The sequence below is a fragment of the Xylophilus sp. GW821-FHT01B05 genome (assembly GCA_038961845.1).
Lineage (GTDB): Bacteria > Pseudomonadota > Gammaproteobacteria > Burkholderiales > Burkholderiaceae_C > Xylophilus.
In genome coordinates, this window is sequence record CP152408.1 from 271,742 (window position 1) to 295,759 (window position 24,018).

General features: G+C 66.4%; 22 protein-coding genes. 14 read left to right on the top strand and 8 right to left on the bottom strand.

Annotated elements, in window-relative coordinates; translation table 11 throughout:
• The first annotated feature begins 127 nt into the window (after positions 1-127).
• From mdcA to AAFF27_01315, 9 genes are all read left to right on the top strand, one after another.
• A complete protein-coding gene (mdcA, locus tag AAFF27_01275) occupies positions 128-1,813 on the top strand; it encodes a malonate decarboxylase subunit alpha (GenBank protein ID XAH23847.1) in 1,686 nt (561 codons plus the stop codon).
• A gap of 75 nt (positions 1,814-1,888) precedes the next feature.
• The gene (gene mdcC / locus AAFF27_01280) at positions 1,889-2,212 is read left to right on the top strand and encodes a malonate decarboxylase acyl carrier protein (protein ID XAH23848.1); all 324 of its coding nucleotides are present in this window, start codon (positions 1,889-1,891) and stop codon (positions 2,210-2,212) included.
• Positions 2,209-3,123, top strand: a complete 915-nt coding sequence (locus AAFF27_01285; GenBank protein ID XAH23849.1) for a biotin-independent malonate decarboxylase subunit beta — start codon at positions 2,209-2,211, stop codon at positions 3,121-3,123. The genes mdcC and AAFF27_01285 overlap by 4 nt, the downstream gene beginning before the upstream one ends.
• 50 nt (positions 3,124-3,173) lie before the next feature.
• On the top strand, positions 3,174-4,166 hold the full coding sequence (locus AAFF27_01290) for a tripartite tricarboxylate transporter substrate binding protein (protein XAH23850.1): 993 nt from the start codon (positions 3,174-3,176) through the stop codon (positions 4,164-4,166).
• A 203-nt stretch (positions 4,167-4,369) separates the two neighbouring features.
• A complete protein-coding gene (locus AAFF27_01295; GenBank protein XAH23851.1) occupies positions 4,370-5,077 on the top strand; it encodes a biotin-independent malonate decarboxylase subunit gamma in 708 nt (235 codons plus the stop codon).
• A 1-nt stretch (position 5,078) separates the two neighbouring features.
• On the top strand, positions 5,079-5,759 hold the full coding sequence (gene mdcG / locus AAFF27_01300; protein XAH23852.1) for a malonate decarboxylase holo-[acyl-carrier-protein] synthase: 681 nt from the start codon (positions 5,079-5,081) through the stop codon (positions 5,757-5,759).
• Entirely contained in the window at positions 5,756-6,625 is an 870-nt protein-coding gene (gene mdcB / locus AAFF27_01305; protein XAH23853.1) for a triphosphoribosyl-dephospho-CoA synthase MdcB, read from the top strand. The genes mdcG and mdcB overlap by 4 nt, the downstream gene beginning before the upstream one ends.
• A 1-nt stretch (position 6,626) precedes the next feature.
• Positions 6,627-7,532 carry an acyltransferase domain-containing protein gene (locus AAFF27_01310; protein XAH23854.1) on the top strand — a complete coding sequence of 302 codons (906 nt, stop codon included), beginning with the start codon at positions 6,627-6,629 and terminating at the stop codon, positions 7,530-7,532.
• A 110-nt stretch (positions 7,533-7,642) separates the two neighbouring features.
• Positions 7,643-8,605: an IS1595 family transposase gene (locus AAFF27_01315; GenBank protein ID XAH23855.1), complete on the top strand. Its 963-nt coding sequence runs from the start codon at positions 7,643-7,645 to the stop codon at positions 8,603-8,605.
• A 693-nt stretch (positions 8,606-9,298) separates the two neighbouring features.
• On the opposite strand, the gene AAFF27_01320 is transcribed toward AAFF27_01315, so the two are convergent.
• The 5 genes from AAFF27_01320 to gcvA form a co-directional block, all read right to left on the bottom strand.
• Entirely contained in the window at positions 9,299-10,654 is a 1,356-nt protein-coding gene (locus tag AAFF27_01320) for an MFS family transporter (protein ID XAH23856.1), read from the bottom strand.
• A gap of 546 nt (positions 10,655-11,200) precedes the next feature.
• Complete coding sequence (locus AAFF27_01325; protein XAH23857.1) at positions 11,201-11,896, bottom strand: hypothetical protein; 696 nt, start codon at positions 11,894-11,896, stop codon at positions 11,201-11,203.
• Positions 11,893-12,240, bottom strand: a complete 348-nt coding sequence (locus AAFF27_01330) for an STAS-like domain-containing protein (GenBank protein XAH23858.1) — start codon at positions 12,238-12,240, stop codon at positions 11,893-11,895. The genes AAFF27_01325 and AAFF27_01330 overlap by 4 nt, the downstream gene beginning before the upstream one ends.
• 422 nt (positions 12,241-12,662) lie before the next feature.
• The gene (locus tag AAFF27_01335) at positions 12,663-13,328 is read right to left on the bottom strand and encodes a hypothetical protein (GenBank protein ID XAH23859.1); all 666 of its coding nucleotides are present in this window, start codon (positions 13,326-13,328) and stop codon (positions 12,663-12,665) included.
• Positions 13,329-13,998: 670 nt separating this feature from the next.
• On the bottom strand, positions 13,999-14,943 hold the full coding sequence (gcvA, locus tag AAFF27_01340) for a transcriptional regulator GcvA (protein ID XAH23860.1): 945 nt from the start codon (positions 14,941-14,943) through the stop codon (positions 13,999-14,001).
• A gap of 101 nt (positions 14,944-15,044) precedes the next feature.
• Between gcvA and AAFF27_01345 the strand changes: the two genes are divergently transcribed.
• Positions 15,045-16,271, top strand: coding sequence for an MFS transporter (locus tag AAFF27_01345; protein ID XAH23861.1), 1,227 nt, complete (start codon positions 15,045-15,047; stop codon positions 16,269-16,271).
• Positions 16,272-16,310: 39 nt separating this feature from the next.
• The gene (locus AAFF27_01350; GenBank protein ID XAH23862.1) at positions 16,311-17,072 is read left to right on the top strand and encodes an SDR family oxidoreductase; all 762 of its coding nucleotides are present in this window, start codon (positions 16,311-16,313) and stop codon (positions 17,070-17,072) included.
• 24 nt (positions 17,073-17,096) lie between these two features.
• On the opposite strand, the gene AAFF27_01355 is transcribed toward AAFF27_01350, so the two are convergent.
• The 3 genes from AAFF27_01355 to AAFF27_01365 form a co-directional block, all read right to left on the bottom strand.
• Complete coding sequence (locus AAFF27_01355) at positions 17,097-17,714, bottom strand: response regulator (protein ID XAH23863.1); 618 nt, start codon at positions 17,712-17,714, stop codon at positions 17,097-17,099.
• Entirely contained in the window at positions 17,711-19,834 is a 2,124-nt protein-coding gene (locus tag AAFF27_01360) for a PAS domain S-box protein (GenBank protein ID XAH26356.1), read from the bottom strand. The genes AAFF27_01355 and AAFF27_01360 overlap by 4 nt, the downstream gene beginning before the upstream one ends.
• 88 nt (positions 19,835-19,922) lie before the next feature.
• Positions 19,923-21,215, bottom strand: a complete 1,293-nt coding sequence (locus AAFF27_01365; GenBank protein ID XAH23864.1) for a solute carrier family 23 protein — start codon at positions 21,213-21,215, stop codon at positions 19,923-19,925.
• Between the two features lie 93 nt (positions 21,216-21,308).
• Between AAFF27_01365 and AAFF27_01370 the strand changes: the two genes are divergently transcribed.
• The 3 genes from AAFF27_01370 (at position 21,309) to AAFF27_01380 (ending at position 23,887) form a co-directional block, all read left to right on the top strand.
• The gene (locus AAFF27_01370) at positions 21,309-22,595 is read left to right on the top strand and encodes an AsmA-like C-terminal region-containing protein (GenBank protein ID XAH23865.1); all 1,287 of its coding nucleotides are present in this window, start codon (positions 21,309-21,311) and stop codon (positions 22,593-22,595) included.
• Between the two features lie 186 nt (positions 22,596-22,781).
• Positions 22,782-23,396: a GNAT family protein gene (locus tag AAFF27_01375; protein ID XAH23866.1), complete on the top strand. Its 615-nt coding sequence runs from the start codon at positions 22,782-22,784 to the stop codon at positions 23,394-23,396.
• Positions 23,393-23,887 (top strand): RidA family protein, encoded by a 495-nt coding sequence (locus AAFF27_01380; protein ID XAH23867.1) that lies wholly within the window; start codon positions 23,393-23,395, stop codon positions 23,885-23,887. Before AAFF27_01375 ends, AAFF27_01380 begins: the two co-directional genes overlap by 4 nt.
• Positions 23,888-24,018 lie beyond the last annotated feature (131 nt).

The window sequence follows — 24,018 nt, forward strand, 5'->3', positions numbered from 1 at the left end:
GCACCCGACGAAAGGCTGGTTCGGCAAACACCCCCGTGAAAACCCCCGCCCATCCATTCCGCAAAGCGTAAGCTTCCGCCTCCTTCCTTGATTGATCCCAAGGTGCGCGCCGACTACCGTCAGCGCCATGGACAACACCCCGCGCTGGAACCTTCGCGCCCAAGCCCGCACCACACGACTTGCCCGCGCCGCCCAGGCCCTTGGCGCGCAACTGCAGGGCAAGGTGGTGGCCACCGATGCCATCGGCCCGCTGCTCGAAGCGGTGATAGAGCCGCACGACCGCGTCTGCCTGGAAGGCAATAACCAGAAGCAGGCCGACTTTCTGGCCGATGCGCTGGTGGGGCTGGATGCGCAGCGGGTGCACCATCTGCACATGGTGCAGTCGGTGCTGGCGCTGCCGCAACATCTGGACGTGTTCGAGAACGGCATTGCCAGCAAGCTGGACTTCAGCTTCTCCGGCCCGCAGGGCGCGCGGCTGGCCAAGCTGGTGTCGGCGGGGCGCATCGAGATTGGCGCCATCCACACCTACCTGGAGCTGTTCGCCCGCTACTTTGTGGACCTGACACCCAACGTGGCGCTGGTCGCGGCGCAGGCGGCGGATGCCGAGGGCAACCTCTACACCGGCCCCAACACCGAAGACACACCGGCCATCGTCGAGGCCACGGCGTTCTCTGGCGGCATCGTGATCGCGCAGGTCAACGAGCTGGTCGATGGCAAGACCACCACGCTGCCGCGCATCGACATCCCGGCTGACTGGGTGAGCTTTGTGGTGCCGGCGCCGCGCCCGCATTTCATCGAGCCGCTGTTCACGCGCGACCCGGCGCAGATCAGTGAGATCCAGGTGCTGATGGCCATGATGGCGATCAAGGGCATCTATGCCGAGTACGGCGTGCAGCGCCTCAACCACGGCATCGGCTTTGACACGGCAGCCATCGAGTTGCTGCTGCCCACCTATGCCGAGTCGCTGGGGCTCAAGGGCAAGATCTGCCAGCACTGGGCGCTCAACCCGCATCCGGCCATGATCCCGGCGATAGAGGCGGGCTGGGTCAAGTCCATCCATTCGTTTGGCTCCGAGCTGGGCATGGAGGACTACATCCGCGCGCGCTCCGACGTGTTCTTTACCGGCCCCGACGGCAGCCTGCGCAGCAACCGCGCCTTCAGCCAGGCGGCGGGCCACTATGCCTGCGACCTGTTCATTGGCTCCACGCTGCAGATGGACCTGGACGGCAACAGCTCCACCGCCACGCTGGGCCGCATCGCCGGCTTTGGCGGCGCACCCAACATGGGCGCCGATGCACGTGGCCGGCGCCATGCCAGCCCGGCCTGGCTCAAGGCCGGCCAGCAGGCGCGCGCGGGCCGCAGCGGCGCGGCCGGCACGCCGCGTGGGCAGAAGCTGGTGGTGCAGATGGTCGAGACCTTCCGCGAGCACATGCAGCCGGCCTTTGTCGAAAACCTCGACGCCTGGACGCTGCAGCAGCAGGCCGGCATGGCCCTGCCGCCCATCATGGTCTACGGCGACGACGTGAGCCATGTGCTGACCGAAGAAGGCATTGCCAACCTGCTGCTGTGCCGCAACGACGAAGAGCGCGCGCAGGCCATCCGCGGCGTGGCCGGCTACACGGCGGTGGGCCTGGCACGCGACCAGCGCATGGTCGAGAACCTGCGTGACCGCAAGATCATCCAGCGCCCGCAAGACCTGGGCATAGACCCGCGCGACGCCACCCGCAATCTGCTGGCCGCGCGCGGCATGCGCGACCTGGTGCGCGCATCCGGCGGGCTGTACCAGCCGCCCCGGCGCTTCCGCAATTGGTAGGACACACAGCATGAGCGACGCGCCGGGCCGCCCCAAGCAAGCTCGCACCGCAGTGCGCAGCACGAAGGTACTTCAATGAGCGACATCACCCCCGGGCTTGAAACCCTGGACTACTCCTTTCCCGGCAGCCACCCGGCCGGCGCGTTTGCGCCGGTGCTGGTCGGCGTGGTCGGCTCCGGCAACCTCGAAGTGCTGCTGGAGCCCGCCGCCGGCAGTGACTGCGCCGTGCGCATAGAGACCTCGGCGCGCGGCTTTGGCCCGATCTGGGACGCCGTGGTGCGCGACTTCCACCAGCGCCACGGGCTGGCTGGCGTGCGCGTGTCGGTCAACGACATGGGCGCCACGCCTGCCGTCGTCAGCCTTCGACTCGACCAAGCAGTTTCGGAGTTGAAGGCATGACGACATCCATCAGCTACGCCGAATGCTCCGCCCGCGAACGCCTCGCGCTGCTGCTGGACAAGGGCAGCTTCCACGAATGGCTGCCGCCGTCTGAGCGCCTGGCCAGCCCGCACCTGGCGCAGCTGGGCGTGCCATCGGCCTTTGACGACGGCGTGGCCATAGGCCGGGCCACGCTGGCGGGGCGCAGCGTCTTTGTCGCCGCGCAAGAGGGCGCCTTCATGGGCGGCGGCGTGGGCGAGGTGCATGGCGCCAAGCTGGTTGGCCTGCTGCAGCGCGCGCTGCGCGACAAGCCGGCGGCGGTGCTGCTGCTGGCCGAGTCTGGCGGCGTGCGCCTGCATGAGGCCAATGCGGGGCTCATCGCGGTGTCGGAAGTGATGCGCGCGCTGCTCGACGTGCGCGCCGCCGGCACCCCCACGCTGGTGTTGATCGGCGGCGCCAACGGCTGCTTTGGCGGCATGGGCATCGTCGCGCGCTGCGCCGACCGCATCGTCATGAGCGACACCGGCCGGCTCGCCATGTCCGGCCCCGAGGTGATAGAGGCATCGCACGGCGTGGACGAGTTCGACTCGCGCGACCGCGCGCTGGTCTGGCGCACCACCGGCGGCAAGCACCGCTGGCTCACCGGCGACTGCGATCTGCTGGTGGAAGACGACGTGCAGGCCTTCCGCGATGCCGCCATCGCCGTGCTGGCCGCGCCCGATGCTGCGCGCCCGGTAACGCTGGCCGCGCTGGAGGCCGAGCACGCGCTGCTGGCCGCAAGGCTGGCCGCCGCGCCAGAGGCAACATGGCACGACGGTGCCGAAGACAATGCCGTGCGTCTGTGGCGCGGGCTTGGCATTGCCGAGCCCGCCCGCATTCCCGACATGGAGGTGGCCGCAGTACGCGGCCTGTTCCCGGAACGCAACCGTTAAAGAGTTGCGGCCGGGCACAGAAGCGTGAGTTCAACAACAGGAGACAAACCATGACATTCGATCTGACCCGGCGCAGCCTGCTGCGCACCACCGCAGGCGCTGCCGCCCTGGCCGCAGCAGGCGTGCGCGCGCAATCCACATCCACCTGGCCGAGCAAGCCGGTAACGCTGATCGTGCCCTTCCCGGCGGGCGGCGGCACCGATGCCTTCGCGCGGCCGCTGTCGGGGCAGTTCTCCAAACTGACCGGCAAGCAGCTCGTCATCGACAACCGGGGCGGCGCCGGCGGCACGCTGGGCGCGTCCATTGCGTCGCGCGCACCGGCTGATGGCTACACCTTGTTCATGGGTGGTGTGCACCATGCCATCGCGCCTTCGATCTACCCCAAGCTCGACTACGACCTGCAGCGCGACTTCGTGCCGCTGGCGCTGCTGGCCGAAGTGCCGCAGGTGATCGTCGTCAACCCGCGCCGCATCACCGCGCCAGACTTCAAGACCTTCCTGGAGCAGGTGCGCAGAAGCCCCGGCCAGCTCAACTACGCATCGGCCGGCGCGGGCACCTCGCACCATCTGGCGGGCGAGCTGTTCAAGCAGCAGACCGGCACCTTCATCACCCACATCCCCTACCGTGGCGCGGGCCCCGCGCTGCAGGATTTGATCTCGGGCAACGTCGACCTGATGTTCGACGGCCTGGGCTCCTCGGCCGCGCATATCAAGGGCGGCCGCATCAAGGCGTTGATGGTCTCGGGCGCCAAGCGCAACCCGTCGCTGCCCGACATACCCTGCGCCGCCGAGATGGGCCTGCCGGCCTACAACGTCACCACCTGGTACGGCCTGTGGGCGCCCAAGGGCACGCCGGCCGAGGTGCAGGCGCGCATCGCCGACGAGGTGCGCCAGCTGGGCGCCGCCGACGAGATCAAGGCCGTATGGGCCAGCAACGGCGCGCAGTTTGGCAGCCTGACGGCGCCGCAGTTCGGCAAGTTCGTCGACGGCGAAATCACCCGCTGGGCATCGGTCGTAAAGACCGCCGGCGTGAAGTTGGACTGATATGACACACCCCCAGTCTCCGCGCACTGCGTGTCGCTGCGCCAACCCCCTTGCAGGGGGCACATCCAGCGGCCTGGCGGAGCCAGTTCCGCGGATGTCCTGGCATGGCCTGCTCCGCGGCCTCTTGTCCCGTTGTGCTCTGTGCGCAGCGGGGGCAGCGCCATGAACAACCGAAGCCTCACACCACTACTTACCCCGCTGCCATGACCCCAGACTGGAACACCCTCGCCACCACGCTCTTCGGCGCCGACCACGGCATCACCGCCGAAGGCGACTTCCTGCATGGCACGGTCTTGGTCGATGGTGCGCCGGTCACCGTCGTGGGCACCACCGGCCATGCCGCCATCGGCGTGCAGCTGGCTTTGGCGCAGGCGCGCGCGGTGCTCGACACCGTGGCGCAGCACCCGGGCCGGCCCATCCTGCTGCTGATCGATACCCAGGGCCAGCAGTTGCGCCGGCGTGACGAGCTGCTGGGCATCAACCGCGCCATGGCGCATCTGGGCATGGCCATAGACCTGGCGCGGCGTCAGGGGCACCAGGTGCTGGGGCTGGTGTACGACCAGGCGCTGTCGGGCGGCTTCATCACCTCGGGCCTGATCGCCGACGCCTGCGACGCGCTGCCGGATGCAGAGATCCGTGTCATGCGCATCCCCGCCATGGCGCGCGTGACCAAGCTGCCAGAAGAAATGCTCACGCGCCTGTCGCAATCCAACCCGGTGTTTGCGCCCGGCGTGCAGAACTACGTCGCCATGGGCGGTGTGCGCAGCTTGTGGCGGGGCGACCTGCAAGCCTGCCTGCGCCAGGCGCTGGCCGATACGCCCACGCAAGACAGCCGCGCCGCCGATGGCCTGGCACGCGGTGGCCGCAAGCTGGCTGCCCCCGTCATCCAACGCGTGCTCGACGCCGTCTGACATGCCCCCGCTGCAGCGCCACGGCCTTGTGTACCTGTCCAGCGCCGGCTGGGCCGGCGTGCTGGCGCGCGCATGGGACGCCGAGGCGCAGGCCTGCCTGAAGCACTGGGCCGTGCAGCAACTGCCGCTGGTGGTCACGCGGCAGATCGATTGCAGTGGCCGCACGGCGACCGATGGCGAAGTGGCGCTGGGCCTGCCCGCGCCCCTTTGCTGGTCGCGCCGCCGCATCGCGCTGCGCGTGCCGCGTGCAGCGCTGCTCTACAGCGACGAGTTCCCGCGCATGGCGGCCGTGGCGCCGCTGCTGCCGCGCGCGGTGCGCGCCGGCTGGGCGCACTTGCAGCGCGCGCTGGACGACCTCTACCTGCCAGCGCGCGTCTACGGCAGTTATGGCTGGCAGCAACTGAGCGGGCTGGCCTATCTGCATGCCACGTCGGACCTGGATCTGCTGGTGCGCGTGGACGACGCCGACGATGCCGATGCGGCCGTGCGCGTGCTGACCAACGCAGGCATTGCCGCGCCGCGACTGGATGGCGAGCTGCTGTTCCCCCACGGCGCGGCCGTGGCCTGGCGTGAATGGCAGGCTTGGCGTGCGGGCGATGCGGCGGCTGTGATGGTCAAGCGGCGCGACGGCGTGGCGCTGGAACGCGGCCTGGATTGGCTCGCCTTGGAGGCCGTTGCATGAGCCAGGCCCGCTCCATCGTCCGTGCCGGCCACGCGCCGGATACCGTGCGGCTGCACCGCATAGGCGCAGCCGCCACCGTGGCGCTCTACGAGGAACTGGCGCTGGCGCCCAAGCCGGGCCTGGTGTCCTTCATCGACAACGGCAGCCATAGCGACATGGACGCGCGCACCTTCATGCGCAGCCTGTTCGCGCTGCGCCACTACTTTGGGCAGATTGCAGAGTTGGGTTGGCACGGCGTGCCCTTCGACGCGCTGCAGGCCTGCGGCATCGCGGCAGAGGCACGCATGCTGGCCGCCACCGGCGGCATCAACACGCACCGCGGCGCGGTGTTCACGCTGGGGCTGCTGTGCGCCAGCGCCGGGGCCTTGCTGCGCGAAGGCAAGGCGCCGCAGCCTGCCAGTCTGCGCACAGCCCTGCAACAGCATTGGGGCGCGGCGCTGCTGGCGCGCAGCGGCCAACCCACCGGCCTGCCGGGCGGCATCGCCGCGCAGCGCCACGGCCTGCGCAGCGCGTCGCAAGAGGCGGCGGCGGGCTTGCCCACGCTATTCGATACCGTGGTGCCGGCGCTGGACCAAGGCTTGCGCCGTGGCCTGACGCCAGAGCAGGCGCGGCTAGACGCGCTGTTCCACGCCATGGCCGTGCTGGACGACACCAACCTGGTCCACCGCGGCGGCATGGCCGGCCTGCGGCATGCGCAGCAGGCGGCGCGCGGCTTTCTTGCAGACGGCGGCGCCGCGCGGCCGGGTGGGCTGGAGGCGGCTTGGGCGCTGCACCGCGACTTTGTCGCGCGCCGGCTGTCACCGGGCGGCGCGGCGGACACGCTGGCCGCCGCCTGTTGGACAGTGCGCATCTGCGGCCCCGCCTGACATGGGCCTGGCACTGCTCTTTTCCGGCCAGGGCATGCAGCACCCGGCCATGCTGCCCTGGCTGGTGGAAGACGGCACGCTGCAGCGCGTGCAGCAGCACTTGGGCAGCGATTGGCGTGAGCGCCTGGCCGACCCCGCATGGGCCGGGCGCAACGCCCATGCGCAACTGCTGCTGACCGGGCTCGCGCTGGCGGCCTGGGCCCAGCTTGCGCCGCTGCTGCCGCCCCCCGCCGCCGTGGCCGGCTACAGCGTGGGCGAGCTGGCCGCCTTTGCCGCGGCAGGCGTGTTCGATACCGACACCGCACTCACCCTGGCGCAGCAGCGCGCCATCTTGATGGACCAAGCCGCAGAGGCCCGCCCCACCGGCCTGTTCGGGCTCAGCGGCCTGACCGGCCCGGCAACAGAACGCCTGTGCGCCGACTTCGGGCTGGCCATTGCCATCCGCAATGGGGAAGACAGCGTAGTGCTGGGCGGCCCACGCGCCCTGCTGCCGCCCGCGTTAGACGCCGCCCGCCAACAGGGCGCGCATGCCACGCCGCTCAACGTGCAACTGGCCTCGCACACACCCTGGATGCAGCCGGCCGCGCTGGCCTTTGCCCAGGCCATCGCGCCGCTGGAACTGCGCGCACCGCGCACCCTGCTGTTCAGCAACGCCGCCGGCCGCATCACCAACGCAGAGCAGGCCAGGTGCGCACTGGCAACGCAGATCGACCACACCGTGCGCTGGGACGAGTGCATGGAAAACATCGCCAGCCGGCGCGTGGCCTGCGTGCTGGAGATCGGGCCGGGTCAGGCGCTGGCGCGAATGTGGAACCAGCGCTATCCGCAGGTGCCAGCGCGGTCTGTGGATGAGTTTCGGAGTGCCGGGGCGATTGCGGATTGGGTGGGTAGGCACGCGCTGCTGTGAATGCAGGATTTTGATGAAAAGTCCTGATTAGGTACCTGCCTCAGACTGACTTGAATTCTGGCTGGGATGTTTGATACTGGATTTATGTCCAGTTATCTGCGAGGCATCCCATGTCCATGAACCTCATCCAGTTCCAGCCCGGCCTGTCGCTGCTGCAGTTCCACGAGCGCTATGGCAACGAGGAGCAGTGCGAGAGCGCTCTCTTTGCCTCCCGCTGGCCCCAGGGCTGGCGTTGCGCGCACTGCGGATGTTCACGCTCGTTTCAAACGCGCAATGGCCATGGGCGCCAGCTGTGGGAGTGCCTGATCTGTGGCTACCAGTCCTCCAGCATCGTCGGCACGGTGTTTGAGCACACCAAGCTGCCTCTGCGGGTGTGGTTTCTGGCGATGTATCTGATGACCCAGCACAAGAACTCCATCAGCGCGCTGGCCTTGGGGCGCCAACTGGGCGTGAGTTACAAGACGGCCTGGCTGGTCAAGCACAAGCTCATGCAGACCATGCTGTTGCGCGAGGCGCCGCGGCGTCTGGATGAGCGGGTGGAGATTGATGACGCCTATCTGGGCGGCGAGCGTGCCGGCCATATCCACGGCGGGCGCGGGGCCTGGCGCAAGTCAGCCTTTGTGGCAGCGGTGCAGACCGATACCGAAGGCCATCCGAGGTTTATGCGCCTGAGTCCCGTTGCAGCCTTCACGAACGAGGCGCTCAAGGTCTGGGCCACAGAGAGCCTGGCTCCCACGGCCCACGTGGTCTCCGATGGCTTGCGCAGCTTTGCGCAGGTGCGCCAGATCGGCGCTACCCACGAGCGCTACGTGACCGGTGGCGGACGGGAGGCGGCTAAGAAGCCCGAACTGCGCTGGGTCAACACGATGCTAGGCAATCTGAAGACCGCGCTGGCGGGTACCTACCACTCGTTTGATCATGCCAAGTATGCGGCGCGCTATCTGGCGGAGTTTGCGTATCGATTCAACCGCCGCTTTGATCTCTCCTCCATGCCTGCTCGCTTGCTGCGCGCCGCTGTTACTACCAAGCCCCAGCCTCTGCTCATCCTCCGCATGTCTGAGGCAGGTACCTAATCAGGTGAAAAGTGGCTTTTGCCCAGATGCTGCCTGGGCTTATAGCTATCTATTTGATAGTTCTGTAGTTTTGCTGTTTGCGGGTGCCGGGACTCGCCCCGGCGGGCGACCTACTCTTCTTTGCTTCGCCAAAGAAGAGTAGGCAGAAGAAAGGCGAGCCGGAGTCAGGGGCCCTTCGGGCTTCCCTGCGCTGCTCGCGCCGGGCGGGGAATCGCCCAAACTCGCTTCGCTCAGACAAGGGCGATCCCTGATCCGCCCGTCGCTGCGCTGCTCGGCCCTGCCAACGGCGTTGGACAGCCGAACAGCCGGCCCCCACCCCAGCCCTCCCCCAGCGGGGGAGGGAGTAGTACCGGGGCCGAGCGCAGCGACGGCCCGACTGGTAGTCCCGGGTCCCCTCTGTGGCGTCGAGGAGCGGAGGAGTCGGCAGGTCGCCCGTAGCGCAGCGAAGGGACGGCGAGGACTGTTTGAGCGCAGCGAGTTCCGCAGCCGCCTGCCGACTTCGAGCACCGCAGAGCAGTCCGGCAAAGCCGGACCGCCACAGCGGGGTCGCCTTCTCTTTGGTGACTTTCTCTTGGCGACACAAGAGAAAGTTACTCGCCCGCCGGGGCGAACTCCCGGCACCCGCCGCCCGCAAGGCAGACAACCCCGTGATATCTCAAAGACCTAAAAAGGAAGGCACTCCCCCGGTCGAACTCACTTGTCGTTATGCAAATAAGTAGCCTGCCGCGGCAACAGCAAACTGACCAAGAAGGCCACGCCCATCATCCCCGTCACATACCAATAGAAGTACGACTCGTGCCCCAGCGACTTCAGCCCCAGCGCCACGTACTCCGCCGTGCCGCCAAAGATCGCATTGCCCAGCGCATACGACAGCCCCACGCCCAGCGCGCGCACTTCGGGCGGGAACATCTCGGCCTTCACGATGCCGCTGATCGAGGTGTAGAAGCTCACCACCGCCAGCGCCAGCGTAATCAGCACACCGGCCATCAGCGGGCTGCCGACGTGTTGCAGGTTGCTCAGCACCGGCACCGTCATCAGCGCGCCCAGCGCACCGAACAACAGCATGTTGGTGCGGCGGCCAATGCGGTCTGACAGTGCGCCAAACAACGGCTGCATGCACATGTAGATGAACAGGCAGGCCGTCATCACGTTGCTGGCGGTCTTGACCGACATGCCGGCCGAGTTCACCAGGTACTTCTGCATGTAGGTGGTGAAGGTGTAGAAGATCAGCGAGCCGCCGGCCGTGTAGCCCAGCACCACCAGGAAGGCGCGCTTGTGGTGCTTGAACAGTTCGCCCATGGTGCCGGCGCCCTTGGCGGCGCGGGTCTTGGTGCTGGCCGTCTCGGTCAGCGTGCGGCGCAGCATCAGCGCCACGATGGCCGCCGCCGCACCCAGCACGAAGGGAATGCGCCAGCCCCAGGCCTTCAGCTCGGCGTCGTCCAGTACCTGCTGCAGCACCACCACGACCACCACGGCCAGCAACTGCCCGCCGATCAGCGTCACGTACTGGAACGACGAGAAGAAGCCGCGCTGGCCGCGCATGGCCACTTCGCTCATGTAGGTGGCCGTGGTGCCGTACTCGCCACCCACCGACAGGCCCTGCAGCAGCCGCGCCGCCAGCAGCAGCGCGGGTGCGGCGGCGCCGATCTGCGCATAGGTCGGCAGGCAGGCAATCACCAGCGAGCCCACGCACATCATCACCACCGAGGTCACCATCGAGGTCTTGCGGCCTTTGCGGTCAGCCAGCCGGCCAAACAGCCAGCCGCCGATTGGGCGCATCAAGAAGCCGGCGGCGAACACGCCCGCCGTGTTCAGCAACTGCACCGTCGGGTCAGACTTGGGGAAGAACGCCGGCGCAAAGTAGATCGCGCAAAAGGCGTAGACGTAGAAGTCAAACCACTCCACCAGGTTGCCCGACGACGCGGCAAAGATCGCGAAGATGCGCTTGCGCTTTTCTTCGAAGGTGTAGGGTGTGTGGTCGGTAGCGGCGGCCGGGCTCGGCGCGCCGGCGCTGGTGGCACTTGCACGTGCACTCGTAATGGCAGTCATGAGGGTCCTTGTCTCTGGCCGCAGCCCGCCAAGGGGCCGCGTGAAGCCGTGACTGGGAGTCTCGTTTGCCGCCGTCTGTCTGTCGTCCGTAGCTGATGGGTGGGGGGCTACGTAGGGGTACGCAAGGGTTAGTACCTAGGGGCTGTCGCTCGCCGCTATACCCATCCCATTGCACACAAATCAGGTCCGACCAGATTTTTGCCGGTAGTCCTGCACCTAAGTGGTTGATTTCGTGGGCATCCGCTCATCCGGATGGATATCGCCCGGTAGTGCGTAAGTCGTTGATTCATAAGAAAATGCGGACTTGTGTGTAATGGGATGATGCGCTATACCGGCGCTCGGACAAAGCTGCTCAGTGTCATAAATTGAGGTGACAGGCCGGTGTGGGTACTGGACCGCCGAAGCTCAGACGCAATCGGTGTGTCGGCAGAGAAATACCAGTGCCGGCGGCCCTTCCGTTTTGGCTAGGTGCGGCGATCTCGGTTGAGGTATCCCATGACACATAAGTCAGGCCAGGGAACAGTATTTTGACTAGAGATGGACCACTCAATCCAGCGAGTCAATACGAACGCGTTCTAGCGTTTCCTGCATGTTCGATGAAGCAAGCTCCAAATTCATAATGTATTCATTCTGACGACTAAGCGCTCCAGTGTGTTCATCCCCAAAATGGTTAAGAGTCATGGCCTTTCGCAATACCTGCAAATGCTGGCCATCAATCTTTAGTTTTTCGGGCGGTACTGCCTTAAGGTATTTTTGGCTTTCAATAAAACGCGGCAATGCGGAGCAGTTTTTTTCAAAGCGCCCAAGCTTGGAAATTATTTCCTGCTCTTTAGCCTCTTCGCGCGTAGTGGTGTGATAGCCGATGGTCAAGGCTTCAAGCTCCTCCAGGTTATCGCACAAATTGGAGACATATTCTCTAATTTGCTTTCGACGCTCACGATTGCTTTGCGCTTTATTGACAACGTACCAGCCAACAATGACCATTACAGCTGAAACAGAGCTAGGTAATAACGTCGTGACAAGTCCCGGCGCGGTTGAGGCGCCGGATTGAATGCAATTGAATTGTGGTGAGCATGTATAGGCACTTGCGAGCGCTATCGGAGGACGATGTGATTCATGCGGATTCAATACCAGAAATTTATCTAGTTTTATTTCAAGGCCGCAGCAGGAGTCGCTGATTGACTGGGATGGGGACACCGCAGCCGCCGCAGAGAGGGATGATTGAGCCTCGATTTTACTCATACACCGGGCGCACTCTTTTTGAGTTTGGCGGTCCGGATGTATTCATCAACATCAAGCTGCCAACTTTGCACAGACGTATCGACTTTTAGTCGTTGTAAGGCATCTTCAATGTCGAGGTCGAGCTCTCGAACAGTTCCCCCGAACGCCTCTTCTAGAAAACTACTTCCATAGCCTCGCACACCGTCCAGTTCTACAATTACGGTTTTGCCTTGCCGCATTGGTTCTATCAGGAATTTTTGGCGAAACTCTTCTCCGCTAAAGGAGCCCAGACGCATATATCTCAAGCCGGGGAGCCTTGTGAACTGCTTTGCCACATTGACTCTCACAGTCGCAACGGGTGTCATGACATTCCTTGTTTCGGGGGGTGCTCCAGTGGGAGCCTCCAGCCCAGAATCGTTCCGTGGATGGAATGACGCAATTTTACGGTTCTGTGCTGCCCCTCTGTTGATCGGGAGGGTTTTCGATACACGTAATATCCTTTATTACTTATTGCATAAAAATCACCCTCACCGTGATCGTTAATCACGGAATGGGCATTTTTCATTCCCTTTCCTCGCTGCTGTAGTCCAGTGCTACTTCGGCCATATTCCATGGCTGCCAATAGTGAGCGAGCGTCTTCACCCTTCGTTCTGCGTACGAAATGCATTAATTTTCTAAATAAACCCTGCTCGCTCGCCAACGTAAGGGGGAGTGCTCGATTGACGCCAATGCCCAGATCGCAGACAACCACCATCAGCACGCCATCCTTAACCTGCTGAAAAACCCATCAACCTGGATTTTTCGGCATTCTCCACGTGACATCAGGGTGATCTTTGTATGCATGTTCGGCGCAGTTGCCGATTGATTCTATTATTCCCTGGTAAACTGGATGGGTGGCCAATCCAGTGACCTCTTCAATATCTTCCATCATTGGCTCTAGTGAGCTCGGATCTACGCCAGCCTGGGGTCCTTCAGCTATTCTCCAGTGGATCACATCTTCTCTGCCTGGCTCTACTTCAATATTGAGGTTTAAGAGCCGATCAATACCAGTTTGCTTGAGTACTTGTTGTGTTCTGTGGCTCTTCGGTGCGATTGCTTTAATTCGAATCCCCCGCAGTTGGGTCAGGCGTGACAATTCTGCCTTAAATAATAGTGCGGCATCAGAAATCATTCGCCGAACGCCACTCATATCAATTACTAGTTCGGGTGGATTGGCGGCCCTCAACATGGTTAGAAAATGAAAATACTCATTAACGTCTGTGCCACTTTGATGACTCTTTGCAGATAAAATTATGAAATGCGATGGCGCCACCAACACGTGCTTGACAAGAGCATTCCGATGCCGGCGATGCACGTGCTGGGCGACTTTCAGTTTCGATTTCTGGCGCAAGCGCATCACATATGCACTTTTCCAGCCTTGAAACCGTCTTTGCTTCTCTCTCTGTTTCTTCATATTGGCCTCGTCCCCGTTTTCTCAAGTCTAGCCTCCCTCCGACGATCGCACGATGCGTAACCCGACGGCAAACAGACTTACTCGATTCGTCGAGGCATGGCCCAATGCCCGCTTTAGCCTCGGCCTTGAAGATGGCTCCGTCCACTCCGGGGGAATCAGTCCGCCTCCCAGACATCAAGGCTGTCACCCCCGGATCGGAGGCCATGATGTCTAGCCCGCCCTATTCCATCCCTTTAGCGAAGCCACGCCACGGTGAGGGCGCCCAATTGGCGGGGGCCCACCCTCTCCCTCAAAAACCGATCCAACTGATGGCTATTTACCAGCCCCAGCTTGGCGAAGACAGGCGTCCGGAGCGTCTCCACCGTGTGCTGCTCCAGCAAGCAGTGCCAGCTTCAGCGCGATCTGCTTGTTGGGCTTGCCTTCAGCCACCAGTCGGGCGACCTGCATTTCGCGCTGGTTGAGCTTGTCCCATAGCGCTTGCGCGGTCTACTTGGCCCGGCCGCCGGCTGCCCTGCGCGCGCAACGCGTCAAACACCTGCAGACCGCTTACGCCTTCCATGCGCAGGGCAAGAACCACGCCGCCCGCACGCTGCAGATCGCCCCCGGCCAGGAAGGCCCCGCCCGAACGTCCGCTTGTCCGATGCCGGGCCGCCCGCAAGCCTCCGCACCGTCAACCCTGGGCATTGCCGCCCGCCTGGCTAGCCATCCCCGTAATCCACCGCTCAAAAGCCAGCACCGCGCCGTCGCTGATGCGCTCCGCATTCACCACCAGGGTGTAGTCGGGCGCGCGCCATGTGGGTGCTGCGATCGGGCATACCAGTCGGCCCGCGGCGATGTCCCGGTCGATCAGGGGCAGGGAGGCAAGCGTTACCCCCAGCCCCTCTACGGCGGCGGCGAGCTGCAGGTAGGTGTGGTCGTACTCGGCGCGGCGGGGAGCCCGCAGGTCTGCTGCGCCGGCTGTGCGCAACCAGTGCGACCAGGCGGTGCGTGTGCTGGCGGAGTGGAGCAGGGTGTGATGGCGCAAGTCCGCCGCGCTGTGGATCGGGCTTCGGCGCAAAAGCTCGGGGCTGCAGGCCGGAAGGCGCTGGTCGGCCATGAGCGGGCGCGACACGATGCCCGCGCCTTCTTCAGGGCCGGAGCGCACGCCCACATCGAAGGCGTCGCCGACGTAGCGCAGCTTGCGCGACGTGGTCGATACCCGGACGTCGATGTCGGGGTAGCGTGACTGGAAATCGCCAAGGCGCGGCAGCAGCCAGCACAGGGCGAAACTGGCCAACACGTTCACGCGCACGATGCCCGACACGCGGCGGGCAGGCTCGTCGTGGCGCAGGCGGGTCGCGCCGGCCGCCAGGCGGTCGAAGGCGTGGGTCACGTCGTGGAGCAAGGCGGCGCCGTCGTCGGTAAGCACCACGCCCCGCGCCTGGCGCTCGAACAAGGGCACGCCAAACCAGTCCTCCAGCAGCCTGATCTGCTTGCCGACGGCCCAGTGGGTGACGTGCAAGTCAGCCGCCGCGGCGGCGAAGCTGCCATGGCGGGCTACCGCCTCGAAGTTGCGCAGCGCGTTGAGCGGCGGGAGCCTGTCACGGTTCCCGGCGTGGATGGGGGTAGGTGCCATGGCGTGACTTTATCTCTCTGCTGGGTCAATGTTTGGTCCGTTGTGGGCTACGGTGCGTGGACCTAGAGTTGTCCCTTGCCCGCCACCGAACCCCGAGAGCAATGAGCGCCACGCCAACTTCGTTGCCAGACCTGCCGCAAGCCGAGCAGCTTGCGCCGCCAGCATCCACGTCACGCTCGCGGGTGTTGTGGCTCTCGTGCGTGGCGCATGCGCTGCACGACGGCTACACCGACATGATCTACGTGCTGCTGCCCATATGGCAGACGGACTTTGGCCTGAGCTACGGCGCGCTGGCCATGTTGCGGGGCATTTATGCGGGCACGATGGCCAGCCTGCAGCTTCCCGCAGGGCACTTGGCGCGAAGGTTTGGCAACAAGGCCGTGCTGGCCTGGGGCACCTTGCTGGCTGCCATTGGCTACGCCGCCGCGGGGGCGTCGGGCAGCTTGCTGGGCCTGTGCGTGGCCTTGGCGCTGTCGGGCAGCGGCTCAAGCACCCAGCATCCGCTGGCCTCGGGCGCGGTGGCCCGTGTCTATGGGCGGGATGCGCGGCGTCCGTTGAGCATCTACAACTTTGCTGGCGACCTGGGCAAGGCGGCACTGCCGGCGGCGGTTGCCCTGCTGGTGACCCTCATGCCCTGGCGCCATGCGCTATGGATGGTGTCGGCGCTGGGCTGCGTGGTGGCCGTGGCCATCGTGCTGTTTCTCCCTTCGATCCCGCGCAGCGCGCCCCCGGCCGAAGAGGCATCCGATCAGGTTCGCAAGACTGCGGGCACGGGCTTCAATCTGCTGTTGGCGATTGGTGTGCTCGACACCGCCGTCCGCATGGGGCTGTTGACGTTTCTGCCCTTTCTGTTGAAGGCCAAGGGCGCCTCGACACCGATGGTGGGCACCGCGCTTGCGCTGGTGTTCATTGGCGGCGCGGCAGGCAAGTTTGCGTGCGGCTGGCTGGGGGCGCGCGTGGGCGTGATCGGCACCGTGCTGGCCACCGAGGGCGGCACCGCGGCCCTGATCATCGCCGTGATGCTGTGCCCGCTATGGCCTAGCCTGGTGCTGCTTCCCTTGCTTGGCGTGATGCTCAATGGAACGTCTTCCGTTCTCTACGGCACGGTACCGGAGCTGGCACCCGCACATGCGACCGAGCGGGCGTTTGCGCTGTTCTACACCGGCACCATTGGTGCGGGCGCGATCGCGCCGGTGATCTACGGCTTGCTTGGCGACCAGATTGGCGTGCAAGGCGCCACCTTTGCTACTGCGCTGACCGCCTTGGCCATCTACCCATTGGCCATTGCCCTGCGCGCGCATATCGTCCCCGACGAGCCTCGACCGTAGGCTTCTCATCTCACCACCATATAAGGAAAGGTTCTCTCCATGGATACGGTCTCTCAGGCGCCGCTGATTCTGATCACGGGTGGAAGTCGCGGCGTTGGCGCGGCGACTGCGCGGCTGGCTGCCGCACAAGGCTACGACGTAGCGATCAGCTTCATCTCCAACGAGTCAGCCGCTCTTGCGGTGGTGGCAGATGTAGAGGCGGCGGGGCGCCGGGCCTTGGCTGTGCGCGCAGATAGCGCAGACCCAGATCAGGTCGCGCAGCTGTTCGCCGCAATCGACCGCGAGTTTGGGCGCATCGACGTGCTGGTGAACAACGCCGCGATGCTGGCGCGGCAATCCCGGCTGGAGGACCTGGGGTTTGAGCGCATGCAGCGCATCTTCGCGGTCAACGCCATCGGCCCCATCCTGTGTGCACAGCAGGCGGCCAAGCGCATGTCCTACCGCCACGGCGGGCGCGGTGGCGCTGTGGTCAACATCTCATCGGCGTCGGCGCGCCTGGGCAGCCCGGGCGAGTATGTGGACTACGCCGCGTCCAAGGGGGCGCTGGAGACCTTCACCACCGGCTTCGCCAAGGAAGTCGCGCGGGATGGCATACGCGTCAACTGCATTCGCCCCGGCCACATCTACACCGACATGCACGCCAGCGGCGGCGAGCCCGGGCGGGTGGATCGCGTCAAGGACTCGATCCCCATGGGCCGAGGCGGCCAGCCTGAAGAGGTTGCGCGTGCAATCCTGTGGCTGGCTGGCGCCGAGGCGTCCTTCATCACCGGCACCTTCCTGGATGTCACTGGCGGCAAGTGAGCAACCGGGGGCCGCGCCGGCTTCCTACACCCCATGCTCCCGCAAAAATCTATCCAACTGATGGCTGTTCGACAGCCCCAGCTTGGCAAACACATGCGCCCGGTGTGTCTCCACCGTGCGCTGCTCCAGCGGTGCCAGCTCTAGCGCTATCTGCTTGTTGGGCTTGCCTTCGGCTACCAGCCGGGCGACCTGCATCTCGCGCGGGGTGAGCTTGTCCCATAGGGCTTGCGCGGCTTGCTTGGCCTGGCGGCGGATGGCGATGTCGTCGGCTTTTTGCAGTGCCTTGGTGATGCTGTCGAGCAGGCGCTCGTCGTGGCAGGGCTTCTCCAGCCAGCCGAAGGCGCCGTTCTGCACGGCCTCGACCGCCATGGGGATGTCGCCGTGGCCGGATAAAAAGATGACGACCAGCGGGCTGTCTTGTGCGCGCAGCGCGTCGAACACCTGCAGGCCGCTGATGCCGTCCAGGCGCAGGTCCAGGATCACGCAGCCGGGGCGTTGCAGGTCGGCGCCGGCCAGGAAGGCTTCGCCAGATGCAAAGGCCTGCACCGCGTAGCCGCGCGACAGCAGCAACAGGCCGAGTGAGCGGCGCACGGCCTCGTCGTCGTCGACGATGCACAGGTGTTTGGCAAGGGCTGCGTTCACGGTGAAATTTCCAGTTCCAGGGTGAAGACCGTGCCGCCGCCGGCCCGGTTGGCAAAAGACAGGCGGCCACGGTGGGCCTCGACGATGGTGCGGCAGATGTTCAGGCCCAGGCCCAGCCCGCCGGCCTTGGTGGTGAAGAAGGGCGCGTAGACCTGCTCGGCCAGCGCCGCATCAATGCCGGTGCCGCGGTCGGCCACGCGCAAGTGCATGCGGCCCTCACACAGCTCGGCCTCGACCTCGACCACGCGCTGCTCTGGTGGCGTGGCCTGCATGGCCTGCAGGCTGTTGGACAGCAGGTTGAGCAGCACCTGCTCCAGCAGCACGCGGTCGCCGCGCACGCTGGGCAGGCTGGCCGGCACGCGCACCACGGCGCGCGCCTGCTGCGCCCGCATCTCGCCGCGCAGCAGGGCCAGCACGTTGGCGACCAGGGCGGCCACGGCGCAGTCTTCTGCACCAACCGTGCTTTGCCGCACAAAGCCGCGAATGCGCCGCACGATCTCGGCGCTGCGTTGCGCCTGGGCCATGGTCTCGTCGAGGCTGCTGGCCAGCAGCGCCTGGTTGCCTTGTTCGGCAAAGGCCTTGGCCGCGCTGGCGAAGTTGGTCAGCGCCATCAGCGGCTGGTTCAGCTCATGGGCCAGGGTCGAGGCCATCTCGCCCAGGCTGGCCAGGCGCTGCGCGTGCTGCAGTTGCTCGTCGTTCTGGCGCTGGCGCAGCTCGGCGCGCTTTTGCTCGGTGATGTCGACCACCGAACTCATCCAGCCGCTGTGCTGGCCATCGGCGTCGATCAGCGGCGCGGTGTAGACCATGGTGATCACCTCGCGCCCGTCGCGGTGCCGCAGGCGCGACTCAAAGCCCGAGCGCGCGGGCTGGCCGCTGATCATGGCCTGGTAGTGGCGCCAGTGCTCGGTCACGTCGTTGGGGTGCCAGTAGGGGTAGGGCGGCAGCTTGCCCAGCAGCTCGTCGGCGCCGTAGCCGGTCATGGCGCAGAAGGCCGGGTTGACGTAGATGATGCGGCCCTCGCGGTCACGCGCGCGCATGCCCACCAGCAGCGAGTCTTCCATCGCCTTGCGAAAGGCGTGGGCCTCGTCCAGCGCGTGGGTGCGCTCGCGCACGCGCAGCTCCAGGTCGCGGCGGGCGTCGCGCTGCTCGGCAAAGCGGCGCTCGCGCAACTGCCAGTACAGGCCGCCCAGCAGCAGCACGCCGGCGCAGAGCAGGCCCAGCATCCATGCGGCTTCGCGGGCGTGCTCGACCGCCGTGTAGTCGGCCATCACAGTCAAGGTCCAGCCCAGTTCGGGCAGGGGCTCGTCCAACGCCAGGAAGCGGCGCGGCCGGCCGTCGATGCGCGTGCGCACCAGGTAGCCGGGGGCGTCTGCGCTGCGCTCTACCGCCCAGGGCAGTTGCGGGAAATCGTGGTGGGCGCCGTATTGCTGGTGGCGCTGCACGGCGGCCAGGTCGGCGGCGCTGAGCGCGCGCGTGGCCTGGTACATCCAGCCCGGCACCGAGCCCAAAAAGACGATGCCGTGCGCATCGGTCAGCAGCAGCGGGTCGCGCACAAAGGCCCAGGCCTCTTGCAGCGGGTGCAGGCTGACCTTGGCCGTGACCACGCCCAGCACGGCGCCGCTATCCGCGCGCACCGGTGCCGAAAGAAACAGCCCCGGCGCGCCGGTGGTCTGGCCCACGCCGTAGAACAGGCCGCTGCGGCCGGCCAGGGCGTCGATCACATAGGGCCGGTTGGCATAGGACTCGCCCACAAAGCTCTGCGGCGTGGCCCAGTTGCTGGCCGCCAGCGTCAGGCCCTGCAGGTTGCTGAGGTAGAGCGCCTCCGAGCCGGCGCGGCGGTTGACTTCTTCTATGTACTGGTTGGCGCGCTGGCGCAGGGCGGCGTCCTGCGGGTGGGCCAGCGCGGCCAGCACGTCGGGGTGCTGGCCGGCGATGACGGGCAGGTAGCTGTACTTGGCGGCGGCGTCGCGCAGGCCCAGCGCGTGCACCTCCATGGCGCGGCGGATCGAGTCGGCCTGCAGGCCGGCCTCGCGCCGCGCGGCCCACTGGCCGGCGGCGGCTATCAGCAGCAGCGCTGCCGCGATGGCCGCGGCCCAGGCGCTGCGCGTGCGCCAGCCCATGGAGGCGAGTGGTGATGGCGGTGGCGGTGCGGACGAGTGAGAGGGCATGGCAAGCCCGCTATTGTCCGTGGCACCGTCAAAGGCGCTGTCAGCGGTTCTTCGACCGGCCCAGCAGCGCCCACAGCAGGATGGCGCCAAAGGTGGCGGTACCGATGCCGCCCAGCGCAAACTGGCCAAAGCGCAAGGTGAAGTCACCCGTGCCCAGCACCAGGGTGATGGCGGCCACGATCAGGTTGCGGTTCTGCGAGAAGTCGACCTTGTTGTCGACCCAGATCTTGGCGCCGGCCACGGCAATCAAGCCAAACACCACGATGCTCACGCCGCCCATCACCGCCAGCGGAATGGCCTGGATCACCGCGCCAAACTTGGGGGAAAAGCCCAGCAGCACGGCGATCAGCGCCGCCACCACAAACACGGCGGTGGAGTAGATGCGGGTGGCGGCCATCACGCCGATGTTCTCTGCGTAGGTGGTCACGCCGGTGCCGCCGGCTGCGCCCGACACCATGGTGGCCACGCCGTCGCCAATGAAGGCGCGGCCGATGTACGGGTCCAGGTTGCGGCCGGTCATGGCGGTGACGGCCTTCAGGTGGCCCAGGTTCTCGGCCACCAGGATGACGGCCACCGGCGCGATCAGCAGCATGGCGTTGGCGGTGAACACCGGCGTGGTGAAGCTCGGCAGGCCAAACCAGGCGGCAGCGGCCACGCCCGACAGGTCTACCGGCTTGCCCAGGCCCAGGCCGTTGGTAAGCACGGCGTACAGCACGCTGGCGGCGATAAGGCCGACCAGGATCAAGAGCCGCTGCACCATGCCGCGCGTGAGCACCGCCACCAGCCCGACGCAGAGAAAGGTCAGCGCCTGCATCCAGGCGTCGAAATTGGTCGGCGCCATGCTCTTTACCGGGATGGATGCCAGGTTGAGCCCGATCACCGCCACCACTGCACCGGTCACCACGGGCGGCATGAAGCGCTCGATCCAGCCCGTGCCCACCGCTTGCACCAGCACCCCGATCAGCCCGTAGATGGCGCCGCAGGCCACGATGCCGCCCAGCGCCACGGCCAGGTTCGGGTTGGGGCCCTGGCCGGCATAGCCGGTGGCGGCGATCACCACGCCGATGAAGGCAAAGCTCGACCCGAGGTAGCTGGGCACGCGGCCGCGCGTGAGCACGAAGAAGATCAGCGTGCCGATGCCGCTCATCAAAATGGCGATGTTGGGGTTGAAGCCCATCAGGATCGGCGCCAGCACGGTCGAGCCAAACATGGCCACCACATGCTGCAGGCCCATGGCGCCGGTCTGCGGCCAGGGCAGGCGCTCGTCAGGCGCCACCACGGCGCCTTCGGCGGGAGAAACCTCGCGCCAGCGGGGGAAGAAGGGTTCAGACACTGCAGGTCTCCTTGTGTTGTGTGAGCTTGTGAAATGCGCGCAGTGTAGGGACAACTGGAGTAAGTTCTGCCCCTCGCACTTTGAGAGCATGTGATGCAAGGCAAAAGAAGATGGTGGACCGCGCTGGGCGCCGTGGCGGCGTTGGTGGTGCTGGGGGCGGCGGCGGTAGCCGCATGGGTGCCATCGGATGCCCAACTGGCGCAGCGTGTGGCTGCCCGCGCCAGCGCAACGCTGGGTGTGCCGGTGAGCGTGGGCGACCTGCACTGGCGCCTGCTGCCACGGCCGCAACTGGTGCTGGAAAACCTGCGTGCCGATGCCGGCGTGGCCGGCGTGCCGGCCGCCAGCATTGGGCGGCTGAGCGCTGACCTGGACCTGCCCGCGCTGCTGCAGCGCCGCATCGCCATCGCCCGGCTGCAGCTGGACGACGCCACGCTACCGCAGCCGCTGCTGTCGGGCCTGAAGCTGCCGCCGCAGGACGCGGCGCCGGCCGGCGTCGGCCCCTTGCAGGTCGCCGGCATACCGATCGAACGCGCCGAGTGGCGCAACCTGCGCTGGGTGTCGGTGCCGGGCAAGGCGCTGGCCTATGCGGGCGAGGTGGATTTCGACGCCCACTGGCGCCCGCGCCGTGCCACGCTGGTGCGCAGCGGCGCGCCCACCGACACCCAGTTGCTGATCACCCGCCAGGGCCAGGACGACCGCTGGCAGCTTGAGCTGCACGCCGGCGGCCGGCGCGAGACCGGCACGCTGGCGCTGCAGACGCAGGGCAGCGACTACGCCGTCACCGGCAGCCTGGATTTTCAGAACGTGGACCTGGTGCAGTTGCTGGCCGCGTTCGAGCGCGAATCCGCCGTGGCCGGCCAGGCCAGCGGCCATGCCGAGCTGGACGCGCGCGGCGCGGATGCCGCCGCGCTGCTGCGCTCGGCGCACACCCGCACCAGCTTCACGCTGGCGCCGGCCACGCTGCTCAAGTTCGACCTGGCGGCGGCCGTGAAAAGCGCCGGCATGCACCGTGGCGGCACCACCGCGCTCGACCGCCTCAGCGGCATCGTGGAAACGCAAAACGACCGCGCCGGCCTGGTGGTGCGCTACAGCGATCTCAAGGCCCGCTCCGGCGTGCTCAGCGCCACGGGCGACGCCGTGCTGCAAAGCCGCCGCGTGCAAGGCCATGTGGCGGTGGATTTGGTCAATGGCGTGGTCGGCCTGCCGCTGCAGTTTGGCGGCACGCTGGACGACCCGACGCTGTCGCTGTCTGCCGCCGCACTGACCGGCGCAGCGGTGGGCACGGCGGTGCTGCCGGGCGTAGGCACGGCGATTGGCGCGCGCGTGGGCGACACCATCCGCCAGATCTTCGGCAAGGAGCCGGAGAAGCCGGCGCGCTAAGCTGCAGCCGAATGCTATTAAATAGATAGCTAATGGCCCAGGCCACGACTGGGCTAGAGGCCTATTTGGCTCATAAGGCGGTGGCCGCTGTTATCTTGCGGCAGGGCGCCATCTGTGCCTTATGCCGGCGCCGGGCCGTGGGCATCATGGTGGCCTTCACCCTTTGCACCCAAGGCTGCTGCTTCCATGACCACCCCCTGCACCCTGACCGGGCCGCGCCTTGTCCTGCGCCCCCTGGCCGCCACCGATGGCGATGCGCTGGTGCGCGCCGCCGCCGACGGCGATCTCTGGACCAGCAAGCTCACCGCCATCCCCTCGGCTGCGACTGTGGCCGACTACCTGCGCATTGCGCTGGACGGCGCGGCGGCCGGCACGGTGCTGCCCTTTGTGACCACGCTGCGCGCCAGCGGCGAGGTAGTGGGCAGCACCCGCTTCTGGAAGGTCGACCACCGCAACCGCAAGGCCGAGATCGGCCACACCTGGATCGCGGCCAGCCACCAGCGCAGCTTTGTCAACACCGAGGCCAAGTACCTGATGCTGCGCCACGCCTTCGAGACCTGGGGCTTGTTGCGGGTGCAGTTGCAGACCGATGCGCTCAACCAGCGCTCGCGCGCCGCCATCCTGCGCCTGGGCGCGACACAAGAGGGCCTGCTGCGCAAGGAGCGCGTCATGCCCGACGGCCGCCAGCGCGACACCCTGCGCTTCAGCATCATTGATGACGAGTGGCCGCAGGTGAAGGCCCGGCTTGAGGCCCGGCTTCAGGCCCGCATGCAAACCAACACAGAGCTAACTACGCAATGACCACCCCCACCACCACCTCCACCACCCGACGCCAGCGCTTCGATCACGCCGCAGCTGACCTGGGCCACAGCTTCGAGGGCGAGATCCGCATCGGCGGCGACTACCGTCCCGTCATCGTGCATGGCGGCCAGGCCCATGTCAGCGGCCAGATCCCGCGCGTGGGCGACCAGGTCATGGTCACCGGCCGCGCCGGTGCCGACGCCAGCCTGGCCCAGGCCCAGCACGCTGCGCGCATCTGCGCCATGCGCGCGCTGCGGCTGCTGGAGCAATCACTGGGCAGTCTGGACGCGGTGCAGCAAGTGCTGCAGGTGACGGTCTATGTGCAGGCGGCCGAAGACTTCACCCTGCTGAGCGAGGTGGCCGACGCCGCCTCCGGCCTGCTGCAGACGGTGCTGGGGCCGGCCGGCGTGCACGCGCGCACCTCGGTTGGCGTGTACCGGCTGCCCAAGAACGCCACCGTGGAGGTGAGCCTGGTGGCGGCCACGGCGTGAAAGCGGGCCGGCCCGGGTCGGCCCTCACCCGTTCGCCCTGAGCCTGTCGAAGGGCTTGGCGATACGTAGCAGGGCTTCGACAAGCTCAGCCCGAACGGGGGGGGCTAAAAAGTTTAGAGAAATATGCCTTT

Bases quoted from the DNA above. Each gene is read 5' to 3' on its own strand.
- AAFF27_01325 (XAH23857.1), bottom strand. From the start codon at position 11,896: ATGAGTAAAATCGAGGCTCAATCATCCCTCTCTGCGGCGGCTGCGGTG.
- AAFF27_01345 (XAH23861.1), top strand. From the start codon at position 15,045: ATGAGCGCCACGCCAACTTCGTTGCCAGACCTGCCGCAAGCCGAGCAG.
- AAFF27_01290 (XAH23850.1), top strand. From the start codon at position 3,174: ATGACATTCGATCTGACCCGGCGCAGCCTGCTGCGCACCACCGCAGGC.
- mdcB (XAH23853.1), top strand. From the start codon at position 5,756: ATGAGCCAGGCCCGCTCCATCGTCCGTGCCGGCCACGCGCCGGATACC.
- gcvA (XAH23860.1), bottom strand. From the start codon at position 14,943: ATGGCACCTACCCCCATCCACGCCGGGAACCGTGACAGGCTCCCGCCG.
- AAFF27_01315 (XAH23855.1), top strand. From the start codon at position 7,643: ATGTCCATGAACCTCATCCAGTTCCAGCCCGGCCTGTCGCTGCTGCAG.
- AAFF27_01360 (XAH26356.1), bottom strand. From the start codon at position 19,834: ATGGGCTGGCGCACGCGCAGCGCCTGGGCCGCGGCCATCGCGGCAGCG.
- AAFF27_01320 (XAH23856.1), bottom strand. From the start codon at position 10,654: ATGACTGCCATTACGAGTGCACGTGCAAGTGCCACCAGCGCCGGCGCG.
- AAFF27_01370 (XAH23865.1), top strand. From the start codon at position 21,309: ATGCAAGGCAAAAGAAGATGGTGGACCGCGCTGGGCGCCGTGGCGGCG.
- mdcG (XAH23852.1), top strand. From the start codon at position 5,079: ATGCCCCCGCTGCAGCGCCACGGCCTTGTGTACCTGTCCAGCGCCGGC.
- AAFF27_01350 (XAH23862.1), top strand. From the start codon at position 16,311: ATGGATACGGTCTCTCAGGCGCCGCTGATTCTGATCACGGGTGGAAGT.
- AAFF27_01335 (XAH23859.1), bottom strand. From the start codon at position 13,328: ATGAAGAAACAGAGAGAGAAGCAAAGACGGTTTCAAGGCTGGAAAAGT.
- AAFF27_01380 (XAH23867.1), top strand. From the start codon at position 23,393: ATGACCACCCCCACCACCACCTCCACCACCCGACGCCAGCGCTTCGAT.
- AAFF27_01285 (XAH23849.1), top strand. From the start codon at position 2,209: ATGACGACATCCATCAGCTACGCCGAATGCTCCGCCCGCGAACGCCTC.
- mdcC (XAH23848.1), top strand. From the start codon at position 1,889: ATGAGCGACATCACCCCCGGGCTTGAAACCCTGGACTACTCCTTTCCC.
- mdcA (XAH23847.1), top strand. From the start codon at position 128: ATGGACAACACCCCGCGCTGGAACCTTCGCGCCCAAGCCCGCACCACA.
- AAFF27_01310 (XAH23854.1), top strand. From the start codon at position 6,627: ATGGGCCTGGCACTGCTCTTTTCCGGCCAGGGCATGCAGCACCCGGCC.
- AAFF27_01295 (XAH23851.1), top strand. From the start codon at position 4,370: ATGACCCCAGACTGGAACACCCTCGCCACCACGCTCTTCGGCGCCGAC.
- AAFF27_01330 (XAH23858.1), bottom strand. From the start codon at position 12,240: ATGACACCCGTTGCGACTGTGAGAGTCAATGTGGCAAAGCAGTTCACA.
- AAFF27_01375 (XAH23866.1), top strand. From the start codon at position 22,782: ATGACCACCCCCTGCACCCTGACCGGGCCGCGCCTTGTCCTGCGCCCC.